The sequence below is a fragment of the Richelia intracellularis HH01 genome (assembly GCF_000350105.1).
Classification (GTDB): Bacteria; Cyanobacteriota; Cyanobacteriia; order Cyanobacteriales; family Nostocaceae; genus Richelia; species Richelia intracellularis.
The window spans coordinates 34,520-51,836 of record NZ_CAIY01000005.1; the positions used below are offsets into that span (position 1 = coordinate 34,520).

Genomic DNA, 17,317 nt, shown 5'->3' on the forward strand with positions numbered 1-17,317 from the left:
TTTTTTGATGAACAAAAAGTAATATTATTACTTATCGATAAGATTTTAGTAATTGGTTAGTAATTTTTTGGGGTATATAGCTAAGAATTAAAGTTGACAAGTTTCGAAAGCTAAAATTATGTGATTTAATTACTTTCCAAATATAGGTTCTAGCCGCCTTCAATTGTTCTATTTTTAGTAAACCAATAGCTAAAGTTGTATGAGCATCTAGATATTTTTTTTGGAAATAAGGATAAAAACTTTTAGTTTTTTATCCTCCATAAATTGTTGATAACAAAAAATTTCACTTTTAGCTTTGCGTATTTTAGCTTCAGCATTTCGCCTACCACTCTGCATTGTGTCTGTATATAAATGTTCTCTATACTTAGCTAGTCTTTGTGGAAGATAAAAAGCTCCATAATCATCAATACAACATAAATAGGTTAAATATAAATCCCACATTCCTCCTACTTCTGTAGGAATTTTATCCCAATCAATAAAATCTCGACGAATAACACAAGCCGCAGCAGTAGGAATAGATTTATTAATTAATCCAAGCTCAATGAAGGGTTTATAAGTTGCTTCTTCCAGGAGAGATCTCTGATATATCCTACTATATCTTTCCGTGGCAATGGTATCAATAATACCTTCACTATTAATTATTAATTGATCACAAAATGCTATAACCAAATTATCATCTTTTTCTAAAATGGGAACTAATTTTGCTAAAAAATCACATTCCCAAATATCATCATCATGTAAACTGGCAACATATTTACCTCTTGCCATTTTTAGTGCATGAAGTTGATTGGCAATCATACCAATATTTTCGTTGTGTTGCCAATACTTGATTCTGGGGTCAGGGAATGATTCCACTATTTCCTGAGTGTCGTCAATACTACAATTATCAGAAACAATTATTTCAATATTTTGATAGGTTTGCTTGATTGCACTATCAATTGCTTGTTTTAGATAATAACATCGATTATATGTAGGAATAACAACACTAACTAAAGATTGATATTTTCCTGTATTGATTAGCATATTTCTTAGTTTAACCGAAGATAAATTAACTCAATCAACTAAATTGACTGAATTGTTAGATGAGTTTGTAAATAAGAGACAATAGAATATTAGTCTCTAGGTAAGAAGACTTTTAATACTAGATTAGCATTATAAAAATACCTGTCAGCATGGCCGATTTTAGAATTAATAAAAAGATATTGTGCTCTATCTGATATTTATTTACTATCTATTAAACGATTATTTTATCTTTCATATCAACATATTTATCGATTAGTATACAAAATTCAATTACACAATCATCAGCATAGATTGTTTGATAGAATATTCCAGTTAAAAAATACTCAATATATAATTAAGTGATATTTTAGTTTGATATATAATGTTATTTCTAAAAGAAAATAGCATTGCTATAAAGTAATTTAAATTAATGTAGTATAGAAGATACATATATTATTGCAATTGGATTAATCTAAGGACTCTAATTGATGGGATATAATATCCTATTTAAAGCTTATAACATTCAGAGAAATAAAAGTTGAATTCTCTTAGTCAAAAGTAAGTATTTGTAAGTATCGAATACAAATAATAAGATATTAGTGTTAAAGATAAAACCCACCATTTTATCTTTAACATTCCTACAACTCTAAATAAATTGCAAAAAGTATACTTTATAAACTCCAACTGGAATAAATAAAGAGTATTTTAAGTTCTAAAAAAACTACGATAATGTTATAATAGCCCATACTAAGTATAAAAGTGTTAGATTTAAGCAAAAGCAAAAATTAAAATCTAGAATCATATAAATCAAGCGTAGTTGTTAAAAATACTTTTGTTAGAGTAAAACAAAAAAAGATGAAGTAAGCATAGTTTTTTGTAATTAAATTGAAAATTATGACAACGATTTAATATTAGCTTGAATTAAAATTCATGAATAAATAAATATAGCTATGGAATTGAAGTTATTTTCAACAAAATGATTAAACTTAATTAATGATTTCAGTGAATTCTGATCCAGAAGTTATAAGGCTGGAGTTATTTCTCAACTTTTACTGCATTTCATACTGGGTTTTGTGATATTGCCAAAGCTTGCCTCGTAATTTGAGTAATTCCTGATAATTGCCTTGTTCAATGATTTTTCCATGTTCTAAAACAATCACTTTATCAGCTTTAGCAATAGTAGATAAACGGTGAGCAATCACAATTACTGTTTTACCCACAGCTAGTGTTTCCAAAGATTCCTGAATTAACTTCTCTGTGACAGAATCTAATGCACTGGTAGCTTCATCTAAAATCAGAATTTCAGGATTCCTGAGTAGAGCACGAGCAATCGCAATTCTTTGTCTTTGTCCACCAGATAAACGCACGCCACGATCACCTAAAATACTATCAAAGCCTTCTGGCATATCTTGAATAAAATCAATAGCATTAGCTAATATTGCAACTTGTTTTATTTCCGCTTGAGTTGCCTCTTTTCTTCCATATGCAATATTATTCCAAACTGAGTCATTAAAGATAAATGTATCCTGGCTAACTACAGCCATTTTGTTGCGTAGGGAGTTTACTTCTAGTTGCTTAATATCTATACCATCTATAGATATTATTCCATCAGTAACATCATAAAAACGCGGGATTAGATCTGCTAAAGTTGTTTTTCCAGCACCAGTCCCTCCTACAAGTGCAGTCATTTTACCCCGTTCAATACTTAAGGTGATATTCTGTAAAACTAAATGTTTTTTATCATAACCAAAGTCAACAGAAATTAAATCTATACCTTTTTTTAAGCCAGGAAAAAGTATTGAACCATTTTGAAAATAATTTTTGTTATCTCTTCTTAATAGTTCTTGGATATTGTTAATTGAGCCTTGGAGAGTACTGATAAAAGCCATAGTGGCATTAACATCCTGCATAATTGGAACCAGACGGAATAAAACAAAGAAAAATGTCAATAGTGAGGCTACTTGTAAGCTACCAATTACTACATATCGACTAAAAGCCAATATAATCATGCTCACAATTATGGTAGTTGCTATTCCTTCCGCAAATGGCTTAATTAATGTCCATGTAAGAGCAACTTTCTTAGAAGCGTGGATCACATTTTCACTGGCTTGATAATAACGCTGGCGTTCAAAATCTTGGGTTGTAAATGCATGTACTGTACGAATACCTTGAATAAACTCCATAGCAGTAGATGTGAACTTACCATTAGCAGTTGACATACCAAAACTTCTCTCTCTAATTTTGGCATTCAATGTTTTAAAACCTACACCTAACAAAGAAAACAACAGTACTGAAACTATAGTTAATTGCCAAGAGATAATCAACATAAATATCAGGTATACAATTGTAGTTAGCCCCCTAGTAAGTAAAAATGATGCCCCACTAAAACCCTGTTTGACACGTTCAATTTCAATAGTTAAGGTATTAACAATCTCACTGGAACTATTTTTGTTGAAATAAATAATAGGAAGAGATTGCAATTGCTCAAATACCTGTTTACGTAAGCGATCACCAAGGTTTAGCTGAACTAATTCGGTATTCAACTGTGCTAAGTAGTTAAAACCTGCACGAATCCAGGTTGCAACCAAAATTAAGATTGATATCCGGTATAAACGACTGGTAACTGACGTATCAATACCTAAAATAAAAGTATCAAACCAATTGATACCTATTTGGAATGGTTCTGCATTTGGGGTCGTTAGTTTTTGCAAAAAAGGCACAAGTAAGCCAATACTTACTCCCTCAAAAATTGCTGCAAGTATAGAAAAAACTAGGGCAAGGATTGCAATTATAAAAAAATATTTAAATTCTCTAAGTATAAGATAATTTCTTTTTAATATTTTTTGGATGATAAATTTCCAATTTTTATATTCATACTGTTTAACCATATTTTTATTAACTCAATACATCAATATTTGTATTCTAATTACATATTTTTCAATATATGTAATTGATTATAATAATTGCCAGCTCTCTAAACGCTAAATTATTTCATATTTTATTAGTCATTATTAATAGAATATCATGGGTTTACTTGAACAAATAACCAAATAATGATGGTATCTTATTTAGATATTTTTGATCTAGATAAGATAAATTAATTGCTTCTTTCAAACTATAAGATGTTGAACCGAACAAAGTCATTTTTCCTCGGATTACATTCAGTAATCCGGGAATGATCTCAAAAGTATATTTGTAGATCATTTGGGTAATATCAACTTTATAATCCATGCGTGTATTAACAATACCATTATTAGTAGTTAATTTAATTAATTTGAATAATCTCCCACGCTGTCCTACATACCATATATAAGTAGTCGTTAATTGATAGTAATTAAATTGCATCCATATTAATACAGTTATTGTTAATGGTATTAAAAGAGTGATTAAGATACAAGCTAACAAACTATTAATTAATAATTGTAATATATTTAGTAATTGGTTGTTAGTATACTGTTTAGGGATACATAAATATATCGGCTTATTAGCTTCCTGACAAGCATTTATCCAGAATAGTAATTGTTCTATACCTAATTGTGGATCAATGCGGATCAAATTAATATGAGAATTACGTAAACAATTTATTAAATCTTGTTTTTCCTCCAATTCACAAATATATCCATTTTGTTTATTATAATCAGCAGCTTTTACTAATAACTGATTCCTCCGCCATAATAGATAATATTTTTTTTCTTAACCTGAATATCACTCCTCTGTCCAGCTACACAATTCATAATTGATGTATTCATTTTCTCTATTTTATGAAGAGAACGTGGCTAAATTTTAATTAAAGTTTTCCATACTACACTAGTAAAATATTATTTTTTATAGTGTTGGAACTCATCAAAGTATATATCCTACTATGGGAATAATCAACTATTAAATTATGATAATGTAAATCTTTACATACTCTTTAAAAAGACTAATTTGAATTAGTTAATAAGTTTTTATAAAACAAAGTATAATTTATATGAAATAATACACACAACATAAAATTATATATGAGTAAGACTTTACTTATTTTTTTAATAAAAGTAGTAATACATACAATTACTGAGGTAATAGTATAGAAGTATAAGCAGCATAACTTATTAGATATAATAGTTATGAATAATATGTGTGTAATAATATATAGCATATCTAAAATTAGCTTGAATTTATTTTATTTCTTAAACTAATAATTATGTTTATATTGAAATAGAATAAATTATAGTCTGAATCTATAAATATATAGGGAGATTATTTATGATAACTTTATATCCTATTAAAAACTATTCATTTAATATTCCATAGAGATATTATATGGGTTAATATTATCATCTCAAAAAATCAATAAATTTTTCCTAATTAAAAGACCAAGAGATGAATTTAGTATTGTTAAGATTTTATATTAGAGCTGTTTAATAAATAAGAGATAATAAAAAATCAGCAGTCAGATATAGAATATGCTACATGTTAAGTGATTATTAAACTGAGCGTTACTAAAATGGACAATAGCTCGGATTAAATATGAGGACATTTGACTTACTATGATGATCATTAATCATAGTTATTTAATGCTAAAACAATGCAATTTTTGAGTAACGCGTAAAGATAATTTATATAAACCCGATAATAAATGATTTTATATTATTTTTTCTTCACTGTAACTTACTATTTAGTAGACCTTTTATTTAAAATATCCTATGCTCATAAAAATTAATAAATAATTATATTTCAATAAACTCGAATAATAAGCTTTACATGGAAAAATATTGAAATAAGATGTATTAAATTTTAGTCCCTAGCAGAATATTGAAATAGGTTTTGGATGTCTTGAATTTCAGTGATAAAATAAGATAGTATAGTAAATACAAGTACAGTATATTGCAAAAATATAAATAATCATTAACAAATTTTTAGTATATGGTATCGACAGATTATGATTTTTTTTGATAAAATCAAATTTATATGTATATAGGTTTAAATAATGTAACTATATTTGTTTATAAATCTGGAGATAAATATTATAAAAGTTTTCATTCTTTATTAAGATATAGCAAAAAAATGGTATTTGTTATGGGTCTAGCAGGATAAACAGCATTATAGTTATCTAATCTAAGAAAAGTCACACATGCTATCATAGCATATGATGACATTTATCATTTAATATATAAGTGTTGAAACTCTTTAAAATTGTTGATTATTTAAGAATTTATAGTGAATAATAAGATTATGCTATTAAATCTCTTTATCAAAATATGTAAGGTGGTGTTTTAGTCTAATATCTGGATTGATTTTTAATTCTTAAAACTTTCGTCTAAATTTTTAAATTCATATAAATACCTCCATCTTCTTGCTCTTTTACGAATCTTTGCATTTATAAAAGAATTGCCCTTTGCCTAGAAATAAATACTTAGGCTGGGGCATTATTAATAACTTAAATCTTTTATCAATTAATATTGATGACTGGCATTAAGTATTATTATTATTATTAAGTTATAATAAAATATACTCTCATTATAATTTGGCCACAATACCTTATTAGCACTTAATATTTTAAGTATCGTGATCCTATATTATAAATGTAGAGTATATTGGTCTTATCAAAGATAATAAAATGCTTTTAAAATAAGGGTGTTTATATTATACATATACATTTTCTTATTTTTCTACTACTGATTGTAATGCCAGGGGCTGATGTTGAATATATGGAACATAATTATAATCCAAACCAGAATTTCTGTTGGCTACAACCCCAATTAGATTCAAACGACTTAACATCCCTGCAGCCTGGGTTAATTGGGTACGACTAACTTTACCTATACTAGCTACCATAACCACACTTTCACAAAAAGATGCTGTTAATATTGCATCTACTCGCCCCAATACAGGAGAACTGTCAACTATTACTAAATCATAATTTTCCTTAAATTCTGCCATTAATTGCAACATGCGAGGTGAACTTAATAAATGGGCGGGATCTGTGGGAATAGGTCCCGCAGTTACAATATCAATGTAAGATGAGCTAGAAGAAGGAATACTAATTTGAATTGGCGATGTTACTTCTGCAGTTAATAAAGTTGACAGTCCTTTCTCATTTGGTAACTCTAACTGTTTATGTAAACTAGGGAAACGCAGATTTGCATCAATGAGTAAAACCCTTTTATGTAAACGAGCTGCACTCATAGCTAATCCTAAAGCCATAGTTGATTTCCCTCTATCTTCAATGGCTGCAGTAATCATTAAAGATTTAGATTTGGAACTAAGGCTCATCATTTCAATATTTTTATAAAGCAAATCCAATGACTCCCAATGGATGGTAGGTTGTAATACTTGAATTGCTTGCGATGATTTTTCTAAGGAGTTATTGTCAGTCAGCTGTGTCAATAAATTTTGAGATTGTTTAAGGCTTGTTTTGGGTATTGTTCCTAATACTGGGATAGAAATATTTGTTTCTATCTCCGCCGTGGTTCGCACGGCAGAATCAGATGCATCTCTAATAAAAGCAATTATGGTTCCTAGAACTAATCCTACAACTCCCCCTAATAATAAATTTTGTCTGAGATTGGGACCTATTTTTGACCCTACTAGTGGTTCTTCAACCACCTGCCAATCAAATCCTCCCTTAGAAAGTTCTTGTCTAAGTTCTTGCTCTGCCTGCAAAAGTTGTTTGAATCTATCTCGGCTTAATTTGACTTGTGGACTTAATCTACTATACTCAGCTAAAATGGCAGGAAACTGTTTAATTTGTTCTCGTAAAAACTTTTCTTTCTTGACTAAACTTTCATCTTTCACCCGCAAGGCTAGTATGTTGGTTTGTGTTTCTACCAATTCCTTTGCAAGGTTAAGATCAATTTCACTTAATTGTCCTTGCTGAAGGATATCACTCTTGGCATTTTTGGTAGTTGTACCTCCTAAAGTCCGAAAAACCTCTTTTTGTAATAGTTTTACCTGACTATTTCTTCGTTGAATTAGCTTAGTTATCTGAGGGGTATCGTCTGTAAAACGTAATCTTTCCTGAGCTAAAGATAATTCTGTTTTTTGGATTTCATTGAGTAATGCTTGGTAACGGTTAGACTGGCTTAAACGAGAAGAAACCAGGGCATTTTGGGGTGTACGTTTCAACTGCTCTTGTAAAGAATTATAACGAGCAATTGCCTCTTCATATTGAGAGCGGGCATTTCTTCGTTCTTCCTGAATTTTATTTCGAGATTCTTCTAGAGCCTGTGCTTGGGATTCTGGATTTATTAAATTTTTACTTCTACGAAATTTTTGTAAGTTAGCTTCCGTAATTCTTACCTCTTTACCAACTTTTTTTAATTGCTCTCTAATAACTTTTAAACCTTTTTTCAATCGTTGTTCTTGTTGCTCTTTATTATAGTTAATATAAACTTTACGTAAAGCTTCTAGAACTTTCTGGGTTTTAATTGGATCATTAGCAGAATATTCTGCTAAAAAAATTTTTGTTGCTACCCTATCATCTTTATCCTTAATTTGAGTTAAAGAAAAAGAACGCTGCATTTCTTTTAAACTTAAATTAGGATAATCATCTTTTAAGTTTATAATTGCTTTTTGAATTAATTTGGAAGTCCGCATTAAATTCAATTGAGTAATAGTATCAACAATAAAGTAAGAGTCAGTAAACTCTTTTTGCTTGCCAAATCCTTCTAGCTGTCCTTTCCCTTGATAATTAGACTCTACTAATATTTGCATAGAGCTTTTATAGGTGGGTTTTGTGACTAAAGTCATGATGGCAGAAATTCCAATAGAAGTTATAAATACAACTAATAGCCAAGGTAATCTACGAATCAAAACATCAAATAGCTGTCCATAATTAGGCTCTTTTTCTGTTTCTATATTTATCTGAGAATTAAAATTTTGTGTCAGCACGTTCTTGTCTCTTAATGACTAATGATTTATGTTGAACTTATCTACCTACAAGTACTTGTTACTACTTGTTCTACTGTTCGAAAAAATTTTTCCTCGGAGAAATTAGCTACAGCATGGTTACGAATTTGCTGGTAATCCCAGTTTATTGCTTTGCCTCTTAGCAAGGCATTTTGCAAAGAATCAGGGGTTTGTCTCGAAAATAGAACCCCTGTTTTATCTGGTATTTGAGTATCTAAAACACCACCTTTCCCATAAGCAATTACTGGTGTTCCACTCGCATTGGCTTCAATAGGAACTAGCCCATAATCTTCTAAAGCTGTAACAATGATAGATTTTGCATGAGCAAATAATTGAGCACGTTTATCATCAGTCGTATGCCCTAAAAATTCAATATTTCCTAATGCCTTCGATTTTAATCTTTCCTTTTCTGGACCATTACCAGATATTAATAATCGCCATCCTAACCAATTAAAAGCTTCAACTATTATATCAAGCCTTTTATAACTAATCATTCTTGCTGCAGCTAAGTAATATTCATCTTTCTTCTCAGAAAAGATGAATTTACTTGTATCAATAGGAAAGTTGATAACAATAGTTGGTTTACCATAAATATTTTGAATTCTCTTAGAAACAACATGAGAATTTGCAATATATAAATCAGGTCCTTGGGAGTATTTTATATCTACTGCTCTCATGTATGCAAATACTTTATTAATAAAAGGAGCAAATAATTTATAATCTTTATATTCTCTCAAGTAAGTTTCAGTATCCCATAAAAATCTGGTAACATTATGACAAAAACAAATATGGCGTGCCCCATCTCTTTTCTGAACTGATTTTGCAAAGCTTGAACTACTACTAATAATTAAATCATAATCTTGTAAATTTAAGGCACGGAATGCAGGAAAATATAGTGGTGCTATTAATCTAAAAAATTTTATTGCTCCAGGAATGTTTTGTAAAAATGTAGTTTTAACTAACCTCTGATTCAAATTAATAGTATGTTGTGGAGCATATAAGGACGTAAAAATATCTGCTTGTGGATACCGCTTACAAAGCAATTCAAACACTCGCTCTGCCCCCCCTCGTTGCGTTAAGTAATCATGGACTAGAGCTATTTTCATGACATTTTCTTAGATTGGCCTGAAGTTTATAAAAAAATAAGTAGTTTTATTAAACAGATCACCTATATAGTAAAGATCTATTTATCTGCCACATATTATTTGATAACCTAATAATTCATTGCGCTTACTAATAACTATTATGAATACAAATTAACCTATTTAACCCTAGAATTACATTTATGAATTTAGCAAATGAATTAGAACTAATTTTTCTAAATGAGAATTTTACTAAACTGCTGATTAACTATATGTTCATAAATTACATTAATCTGAAAAACCAGATGAACTTTCATTCTTAGTTATTAGTAAAACTTATAGATAAGAGCGAGTCGTGAACTGAGATGAGGATGCAACCACCTCTACTCACGACTAAAAAATAGGGGTTAATAATTAAAAAATATTCTTTTTACTGTTTTGCTGCGACTAAAGTTTTGCTAGCATGGAAGTATGAACTTTGTTCATGACGTAAACGATCACAAACTCTACCTAAAGGTAATCTTACATCATCATAAGTAATAACACTATCTTTAGGAATATCACGTTTCAAGCAACACCCTGCTGCCAAACCCATAGGTAGTAAATTCTGTTTATAAACTATATCAGCATTTTCACATTGTCCATAAGTCATGTAATAGCCGATTGGGTCGATAGTTTCTCCAGCTTTCAGGTTAATTTTTGCTGTAGTTACAACATCAACCATAGGCGCATCTAAAGGTGCAAGTACATAATCTTTGAAGATAACTGCACGGGCTACAGATATGGGAACTTCAAAGTGACAAAGATGATAAGGAGTATAAAAACTATAGAGAGGACCTTCACCTAATTTATATAATTTTAGATAATGACATTGCTGGGGATCGTCATGTGTAGCAAATATGAATACTCCTGGACTGGGTTGAGCACCAACTACATAATCAACTATACCTCCCAATTCCTTAAGTTCATTTACATCATACATTTTTGTTAGTTCGTCAACATGACCCTTGAATTCATATCCCAACATCCCTCGTCTGGCAACTTTCATTCCTGTTCCGTTAGCAACAATTGCCTGCTCAAAGGAAATTTTTGTCCCATCGGCAAAACTAGTCACCATATGAGCCTTCTGACCCCATTTTTGTGCAAAGTCAGCTTGGGTAGTAGGATTTCGATAAGGATCTTGTAATCCTTTGATATTGCCGCATAATAAAGGTTTTAAACCAATACTTTTGACAAAGCGATAAAGATTCATCTGTACCCCTGGTTGATCACCATCACAGGCTGTCAGTACTACCCCTGCCTTATCTGCATAAATTTTCAAAATTGGTCCAATAGTTCCGTCAAGTTCCGCATTCATCATTACAATATGTTTGCGGTAGGCAATACCTTCCATAATAACTTGAGCTCCAAATTCTACCGCACCAGTAACTTCAATTAAGGCATCAATCTCAGCCACATGGCATAGTATCATTGGGTCTTCTGTTACTGCATATTTGCCAGTGGCGATTGCGGTAGACAATTCGTTTTTTGTCTTAACGACCTGTACATCTTCTATACCTGCCCGTATATACGCTTGATGGGCAGCATTTATATGTCGGTTAGAAATAGCTACTAACTCCATTCCTGGGAATGAATTAATAATTTGATTAGCAATACCTTGACCCATAAATCCAGCACCGATCATTCCTACCTTAATAGTCTTACCAGATGCAGCACGGGCTTCTAAAGCGCGATCAATAATAATCATGACTTAATTCCCTACACATTCAGTTTTAGATTATGGATTAATATCTTTTCTTTTACCTTCCGGAGTTTTATAATTTTTTATCTAGGATAGCCACTACCTACACTCATCATTCTTAACAAAGGCCAATTACTATCTTTTTGAGAAATTTCTGTTACCTTTAATGGCCAATTAATTTTAAAAAAAGGATCGTCATAACGTAAACCTCTTTCATATCCTGGCTGGTAAAATTCACTCACCTGGTAGATTACTTCACTATCATCAGTTAGTGCTTGATAACCATGAGCAAACATTTCTGGAATATATAAAGTACGGCTGTTATCGGCAGATAATTCTACTCCTATATGGGAAAGAAATGTAGGAGATTCAGAACGCATATCGATGATTACATCATATATAGCTCCGCGAATACAACGGACTAATTTAGTTTCTGCAACTGGAGGAATTTGATAATGCATACCCCGTAAAGTACCTTTTTTATGGTTATAAGATGTATTACATTGAGCAACCACAGGCTTTAAAGAATGTGCTTCAAACTCCTTACCACAGAAAGTCCGTGCAAAAAAGCCCCGATGATCGGGTCTTTTCTCTAAGTCAATAATGAACGCGCCTTGAAGAGTAGTTTCAGTGAATATCATGAATAATCAATTTTTTAAATCTTTAGGATGAGTTGGTTTAATCTACTCCTATAACAAGTAATTGATCACTGTTGGACAATGGTGTTTACATAGATACACTTTACTCTTTCATTACATAAACTTTAATGATTCATTGGAATTTATACAATTCACCATATATTCACTTAGTTAAATTCTTGATAGAATTGAAGCCTGGGTTCTTTAAGTAGTAATTTGGGGTTAGCATTGAAAATAATTCACCTCATTTACTTATGAAATCTCTTTTCCACTGCAATATGACAAAATTCCCATTGTTGTTAAGTATTAAATGATAAATGCTCTAAATTCAATGATATTAAACTAACCATATTTGATTCAATTACGATGTTTATTCTTTTATTCTTAGGACAATAGAAGCACTTTGTGGTTTCAATAAGAGGTATTGAGGAGTTAATTTACTATTTTTTCAACTTTAAGAAGCTATAAATTATTTATCATTAGTATAATATCAGGTAAACTTAATTCAATAATTGTATATTGATATAACCCTGTATTATAACTTTTCTCTTGATTTACCTTTGTTAAAACTGATATTTCTTTCCTTTGATTGAATCGAAGAAAATGCTTGTAATGATTCCTATTCTTTCATATAGAAGAGTCGAATTCTTATTTTTCTAGATATTTACTAAGTTGAGTAGAACTTCTAAATCTATCAATCATCACCTGCTTCGCTTTATAAGAATACTCATTCAATTATTCCGTACTATTTTATTTATCTTCTGGTAATATTACTTGTCTAAAGTATATTTTATAGCTCCTTGCAATTTGTTCATAAAATAGTAGACTGATTGAGCAAAACCTAGAACTAAAATAAAGGTTAGATAAAATGTGAATTAATATGGAATATTAAATAATTTTCACTTTAGGGATTTTATTATATAGTTTATCTCTATTATATGAAGTATATTACTATGGTATAAAAAAATGTTGCTCATAGATAGTAGTACTCAATATTGCTAATATATTTCCTAATTAACTATTATCCGATTACATAGCAGTGAAATAGTCATTATCCAAATCTAATATTTAACTAGAGAAATTTAATTTTTATAAAATAGGCTAATTACAAGCCAATACAGAAAAATTTTAACTTTTTCAGAGTATACGCTATGCCTTTTGGTTAAACATAAACCTACTCATCAATCAATGAATTGTGAAGTCAATGAGTCAACCTCACAAAGCATTTACATATATTTAAGAAAGCCTTTCTCTATAATGTTTTTTGTCGAATTTGAGTAGGTTTTAAACTATGAAAATTTTAAAAAATCTTGTAAGCATATTATCACCTTATGGCAATTACTGAAGATAATTATCTTGTATATATTCACAACATATATACAAAAATATTTGAAGTTTATTGGAGTAATATGGCAAATATACGTCAGCACTACAAGTTTGTAACAATATTGAGCTAGTCTAAAGTTCAGATTTTGTAAGTGTAATCGTATTCTAGTAAATTTACTATTTATAATAGATATTTCCGTTTGATAATTAGTTGCTTGGAAGATTATCTCATTATGAGAAAATTATATTTTTTGATTCCTGGTACTGGTGATAAATTTGCTTGCGGTGGATTGTGGGCAGAATTGAAAACTATAGAATTGGCAAAAAAGGTTTGTAGTACTGAGGTTGTTACTTATCGTAAAAGGGAAAAAGACAAACTATTTTTAGATGATTTACTTCAAACAAAGCAACAGGATGATTGTGCATTCGTAATTAGTTGGGGATTTGATGCACCGAGACTTTCAGTAAAATTAAAAAGATTTAGACTCAACGTAATTTATCATGCCCATACAACAGGTTATGGTTTTAGTTTGCCCACTAGTATTCCCATTATTACTGTTAGCCGTAACTCTATGGGATATTGGGGAAGCAAGTCACCCAATTCGTTGATTTATTATTTACCTAATCAAATTTCTGATGATTTTTATAATTATCGACAGCCTAGAAATATTGATATTTTAGTTTTAGCCCGTAAGTCATCCACATATTTAATCAAAAAATTGATCCCTGAATTACAACAACGTTTTAAGGTAGTTATAATTAACTCCTATGTTGATAATTTACCAAGATTGTTTAATCAAGCTAAAATCTATATTTATGATTCTGCTGAATATTGGGCACAAAGAGGTATAAGCGAAGGTTTTGGTTTGCAACCATTAGAAGCACTTGCTTGTGGATGTCAAGTATTTTCTAGTGTTAATGGTGGACTTGCAGATTATTTAGATCCGGGATTTAACTGTTATAAAATTGCTGCTCATTCTTGCCTATTTGATATTCAGCGAATTACAGCAGTAATAGATAAATGGCAGTATTTAAATATTTCAGAAGGGTTATTTTCAGAATACCGAAAGCAAAATATTATTAAAAAAATGCAATCTATCTTAGAAGAAATTAACATTTTTTTTGACAATAATCAGGATGATGCAATATCAATTAGTGAGATAAATTATGCGAGACTAAAACAACTATATTTTAAGAGTAGGTTTAAAAAAATAATTAAAACATATCTTGCCAAGTTATAACTTCAGTATTTTATAACAAATACTATGAATGTCGGCTTCTTGTCATAGAGCTACTCCTCAGCACTTTATACTAAGGTTTGCTAATTCTATTCGCTAATTCTTTGACTAGACCCATATCCCTAATCTTAGATTTTACTGCTTCTCTGAATGTTTTATTATCTGTCCAATATGATTTCAAGCTAGCAGATAAATCATCATAAGCTGCATCTAAGGTTTGTCCAATTTCATCACCATTCATCCAATCTACCCCCACCATGGCTTCGGCCAAACCCTGGAGATAGTCTTGATGTTGAAAATTAATATTACCCTCTTTTTCTTCTTCCCATAACTTTTCTGGTTGATTAATACCTAAAGCTGCTGCTATATGGTACATGTGTTCGACATTAAATTCATTAGGATACTCTTGTTTTAAAGAATCCACTTTAGATTTGAAATCCTCTTCTAAGTTCTGAGAACCTCTCAAATAACCTTTAATTTGCAGTAGAGCCAAAGAAAATTTTCTGTTCATTATTCTTAAAATATTACATGATGTTAGAGATTAATTATAAAGCCAATACTCAGTCCACTGAGACATTAAACAACTTTTTTTACTAATGTCTTATAATCTCTAATTTTTCCTGCAGGCCACTAGAGGCTAGACTGTTCAAAATTTAAGGATAACTTTATAGATATTGTAGGCATTTGTTTAACTTATTTGTTTGTTTCTTTATATCTTACAATCATTTTATTAATTGCAACCTATCATTTTATTGTTATTATTAATCACTTAGCAGATAATTAACTCACATGTTTTTTAATATGGAATATGGCAGTTATTCTAATAGAGAGTAAAGCATTATTTAGTGTAAGTATTCAGCATATTTTTATTGATAGTTTTGATGTTTAGCATTTATTCTGATATATCATATGTTTTCTTCAGTGTCTCATGATATTTATATGAGAATGAATATGCAAAAACCTGTATAATCATAACAAGTCAATCTATATGGTTATTTAATTAATAATCAACTCTAATATATAAAGAATGAACATTTTTGTGTTGATAAACTAAGATGTAAATGAAGTATAATAATATTTTTCTGGATTTAAACAAACAATAAATTAACTTTTTAGAAAATAGATAGTATAGTAGAATATTAAAGTAAGGCATTACTCGAACTACCCTAGTAATTTTGAGTTATAAAATAGCTTATTATACAGATAATAATTTTCATGGATAATCAGCTGAATATCTAGATAATTTCTTGATATCCATAAGGATTCATCATTAACAAACCTTGATTAGAAATCATGGCTCTTGAGTCTTAACTATGTATGCTCAAAATCTTGTATAGTGACATCTTCATAATTTTAGCTACTTGGATTTTAGCTGATATTATTATGCCAATTAAAATCCCCATTATTTTTAATGATTCCTGTAATATATTGCCAACCTAACATATAAAGCCTCAGAGTAATTATTTTTTCTAAATAGTATTTTGATCAAGTTCTAATGCTTTATCACTAAACCATTTTTTTAAGGGATTTTATTATAGAACAATCAATGATTAACATCAACTAAATACAATTATCTTACAATTTTTTATAATATCTATAGGAAAAATATTACAAAATCTATTATTCATATAGCACCCTCATTTTTTTAACTTTTTACCAAACCTTTTTATGACTTAAAGTCTAGGTTTCTAGTAGTATGTTTATATTATTGATATTGCTATTCGTAATCTTTTCTAATTACTCATGTATGCTGATGAGAATCATATCAAAGAAGCAGGATAAATCAGTTACTTATAATTTTTTTTAAATAGTTATTATTAACCAGATAATTTACTTGTAACTTAGATGAGTATCTTACGACAGCATTAATTAGTTTCTTCTTTTCCATTCGGCCAATTTTTCAGGATTTTAGGAGCAAAATATATAACTTCTAACTTTTTGACTTTGCAATTTTTAATTGTTATTACAAAAATATTTTTTGTTTCAGATATTTAGCTATTTTCTTTGCTGCTCTTGTTTATCCCATTCTCTGCACTTCATTTTGGAAAATCAGGTGAAGCTTATCAGGGCGATTGCATACATTTTCTGATCGTTGTACTAAAATTACAAAATATCCTAGATATAGGCTTGAAGCTTCCGCAAACCTAAAATTAAATTGTGGACCTTTACCAGGAATTATAATAGCTGGTTTGCCTGAACTTATAAATTGTTCTGTAGCAGTTCCTGCTATTGTGATGACAAAATCTACCAGGAGTAAACAATCATTGTAGGCATGTTTAGTCAAAAATAGTTACTCTTTATTCTGTTTGAACATCAATATATAACCACTTATTTGTATAGGTTTATCAGTATTATGGTAGGAACACCAACCAGAACATCGTAAGTAATGACATAAAATAT

Annotated in this window: 8 protein-coding genes and 2 pseudogenes; 1 reads left to right on the forward strand and 9 read right to left on the reverse strand. The window is 29.8% G+C overall.

From position 1 onward, the window contains the following. Positions 1-31: 31 nt before the first annotated feature. From RINTHH_RS00275 to rfbC, 7 genes and pseudogenes are all read right to left on the reverse strand, one after another. A pseudogene (locus RINTHH_RS00275) lies at positions 32-1,023 on the reverse strand (glycosyltransferase family 2 protein). Between the two features lie 1,028 nt (positions 1,024-2,051). Further along, the gene (gene hepA, locus RINTHH_RS00280) at positions 2,052-3,890 is read right to left on the reverse strand and encodes a heterocyst formation ABC transporter subunit HepA (protein ID WP_008231425.1); all 1,839 of its coding nucleotides are present in this window, start codon (positions 3,888-3,890) and stop codon (positions 2,052-2,054) included. A 142-nt stretch (positions 3,891-4,032) separates the two neighbouring features. After that, positions 4,033-4,677: pseudogene (gene hepC, locus RINTHH_RS00285) on the reverse strand (heterocyst development glycosyltransferase HepC); the annotation flags it as partial. A gap of 1,968 nt (positions 4,678-6,645) precedes the next feature. Continuing rightward, positions 6,646-8,874, reverse strand: a complete 2,229-nt coding sequence (locus RINTHH_RS00290) for a GumC family protein (protein ID WP_008231428.1) — start codon at positions 8,872-8,874, stop codon at positions 6,646-6,648. Between the two features lie 41 nt (positions 8,875-8,915). After that, complete coding sequence (locus RINTHH_RS00295; protein ID WP_008231430.1) at positions 8,916-9,998, reverse strand: glycosyltransferase; 1,083 nt, start codon at positions 9,996-9,998, stop codon at positions 8,916-8,918. Positions 9,999-10,404: 406 nt separating this feature from the next. Beyond that, positions 10,405-11,721, reverse strand: coding sequence for an NAD(P)H-dependent oxidoreductase (locus tag RINTHH_RS00300; RefSeq protein ID WP_008231447.1), 1,317 nt, complete (start codon positions 11,719-11,721; stop codon positions 10,405-10,407). A gap of 77 nt (positions 11,722-11,798) precedes the next feature. Then, positions 11,799-12,356, reverse strand: a complete 558-nt coding sequence (rfbC, locus tag RINTHH_RS00305) for a dTDP-4-dehydrorhamnose 3,5-epimerase (RefSeq protein WP_008231449.1) — start codon at positions 12,354-12,356, stop codon at positions 11,799-11,801. Between the two features lie 1,556 nt (positions 12,357-13,912). Between rfbC and RINTHH_RS00310 the strand changes: the two genes are divergently transcribed. Continuing rightward, on the forward strand, positions 13,913-14,920 hold the full coding sequence (locus tag RINTHH_RS00310; RefSeq protein ID WP_044304262.1) for a glycosyltransferase: 1,008 nt from the start codon (positions 13,913-13,915) through the stop codon (positions 14,918-14,920). Positions 14,921-14,990: 70 nt separating this feature from the next. Here RINTHH_RS00310 and RINTHH_RS00315 read toward each other — a convergent pair whose 3' ends face one another. Together RINTHH_RS00315 and RINTHH_RS00320 are read right to left on the reverse strand one after the other, a co-directional pair. Next, complete coding sequence (locus RINTHH_RS00315; protein WP_044304263.1) at positions 14,991-15,428, reverse strand: hypothetical protein; 438 nt, start codon at positions 15,426-15,428, stop codon at positions 14,991-14,993. A gap of 1,506 nt (positions 15,429-16,934) precedes the next feature. Next, positions 16,935-17,201, reverse strand: a complete 267-nt coding sequence (locus tag RINTHH_RS00320) for a glycosyltransferase family protein (RefSeq protein ID WP_008231461.1) — start codon at positions 17,199-17,201, stop codon at positions 16,935-16,937. Positions 17,202-17,317: the final 116 nt, after the last annotated feature.

Excerpts from the sequence above, each read along its gene's own strand:
- hepA (WP_008231425.1), bottom strand. The coding sequence starts at position 3,890 with ATGGTTAAACAGTATGAATATAAAAATTGGAAATTTATCATCCAAAAA.
- rfbC (WP_008231449.1), bottom strand. The coding sequence starts at position 12,356 with ATGATATTCACTGAAACTACTCTTCAAGGCGCGTTCATTATTGACTTA.
- RINTHH_RS00300 (WP_008231447.1), bottom strand. The coding sequence starts at position 11,721 with ATGATTATTATTGATCGCGCTTTAGAAGCCCGTGCTGCATCTGGTAAG.
- RINTHH_RS00315 (WP_044304263.1), bottom strand. The coding sequence starts at position 15,428 with ATGAACAGAAAATTTTCTTTGGCTCTACTGCAAATTAAAGGTTATTTG.
- RINTHH_RS00295 (WP_008231430.1), bottom strand. The coding sequence starts at position 9,998 with ATGAAAATAGCTCTAGTCCATGATTACTTAACGCAACGAGGGGGGGCA.
- RINTHH_RS00310 (WP_044304262.1), top strand. The coding sequence starts at position 13,913 with ATGAGAAAATTATATTTTTTGATTCCTGGTACTGGTGATAAATTTGCT.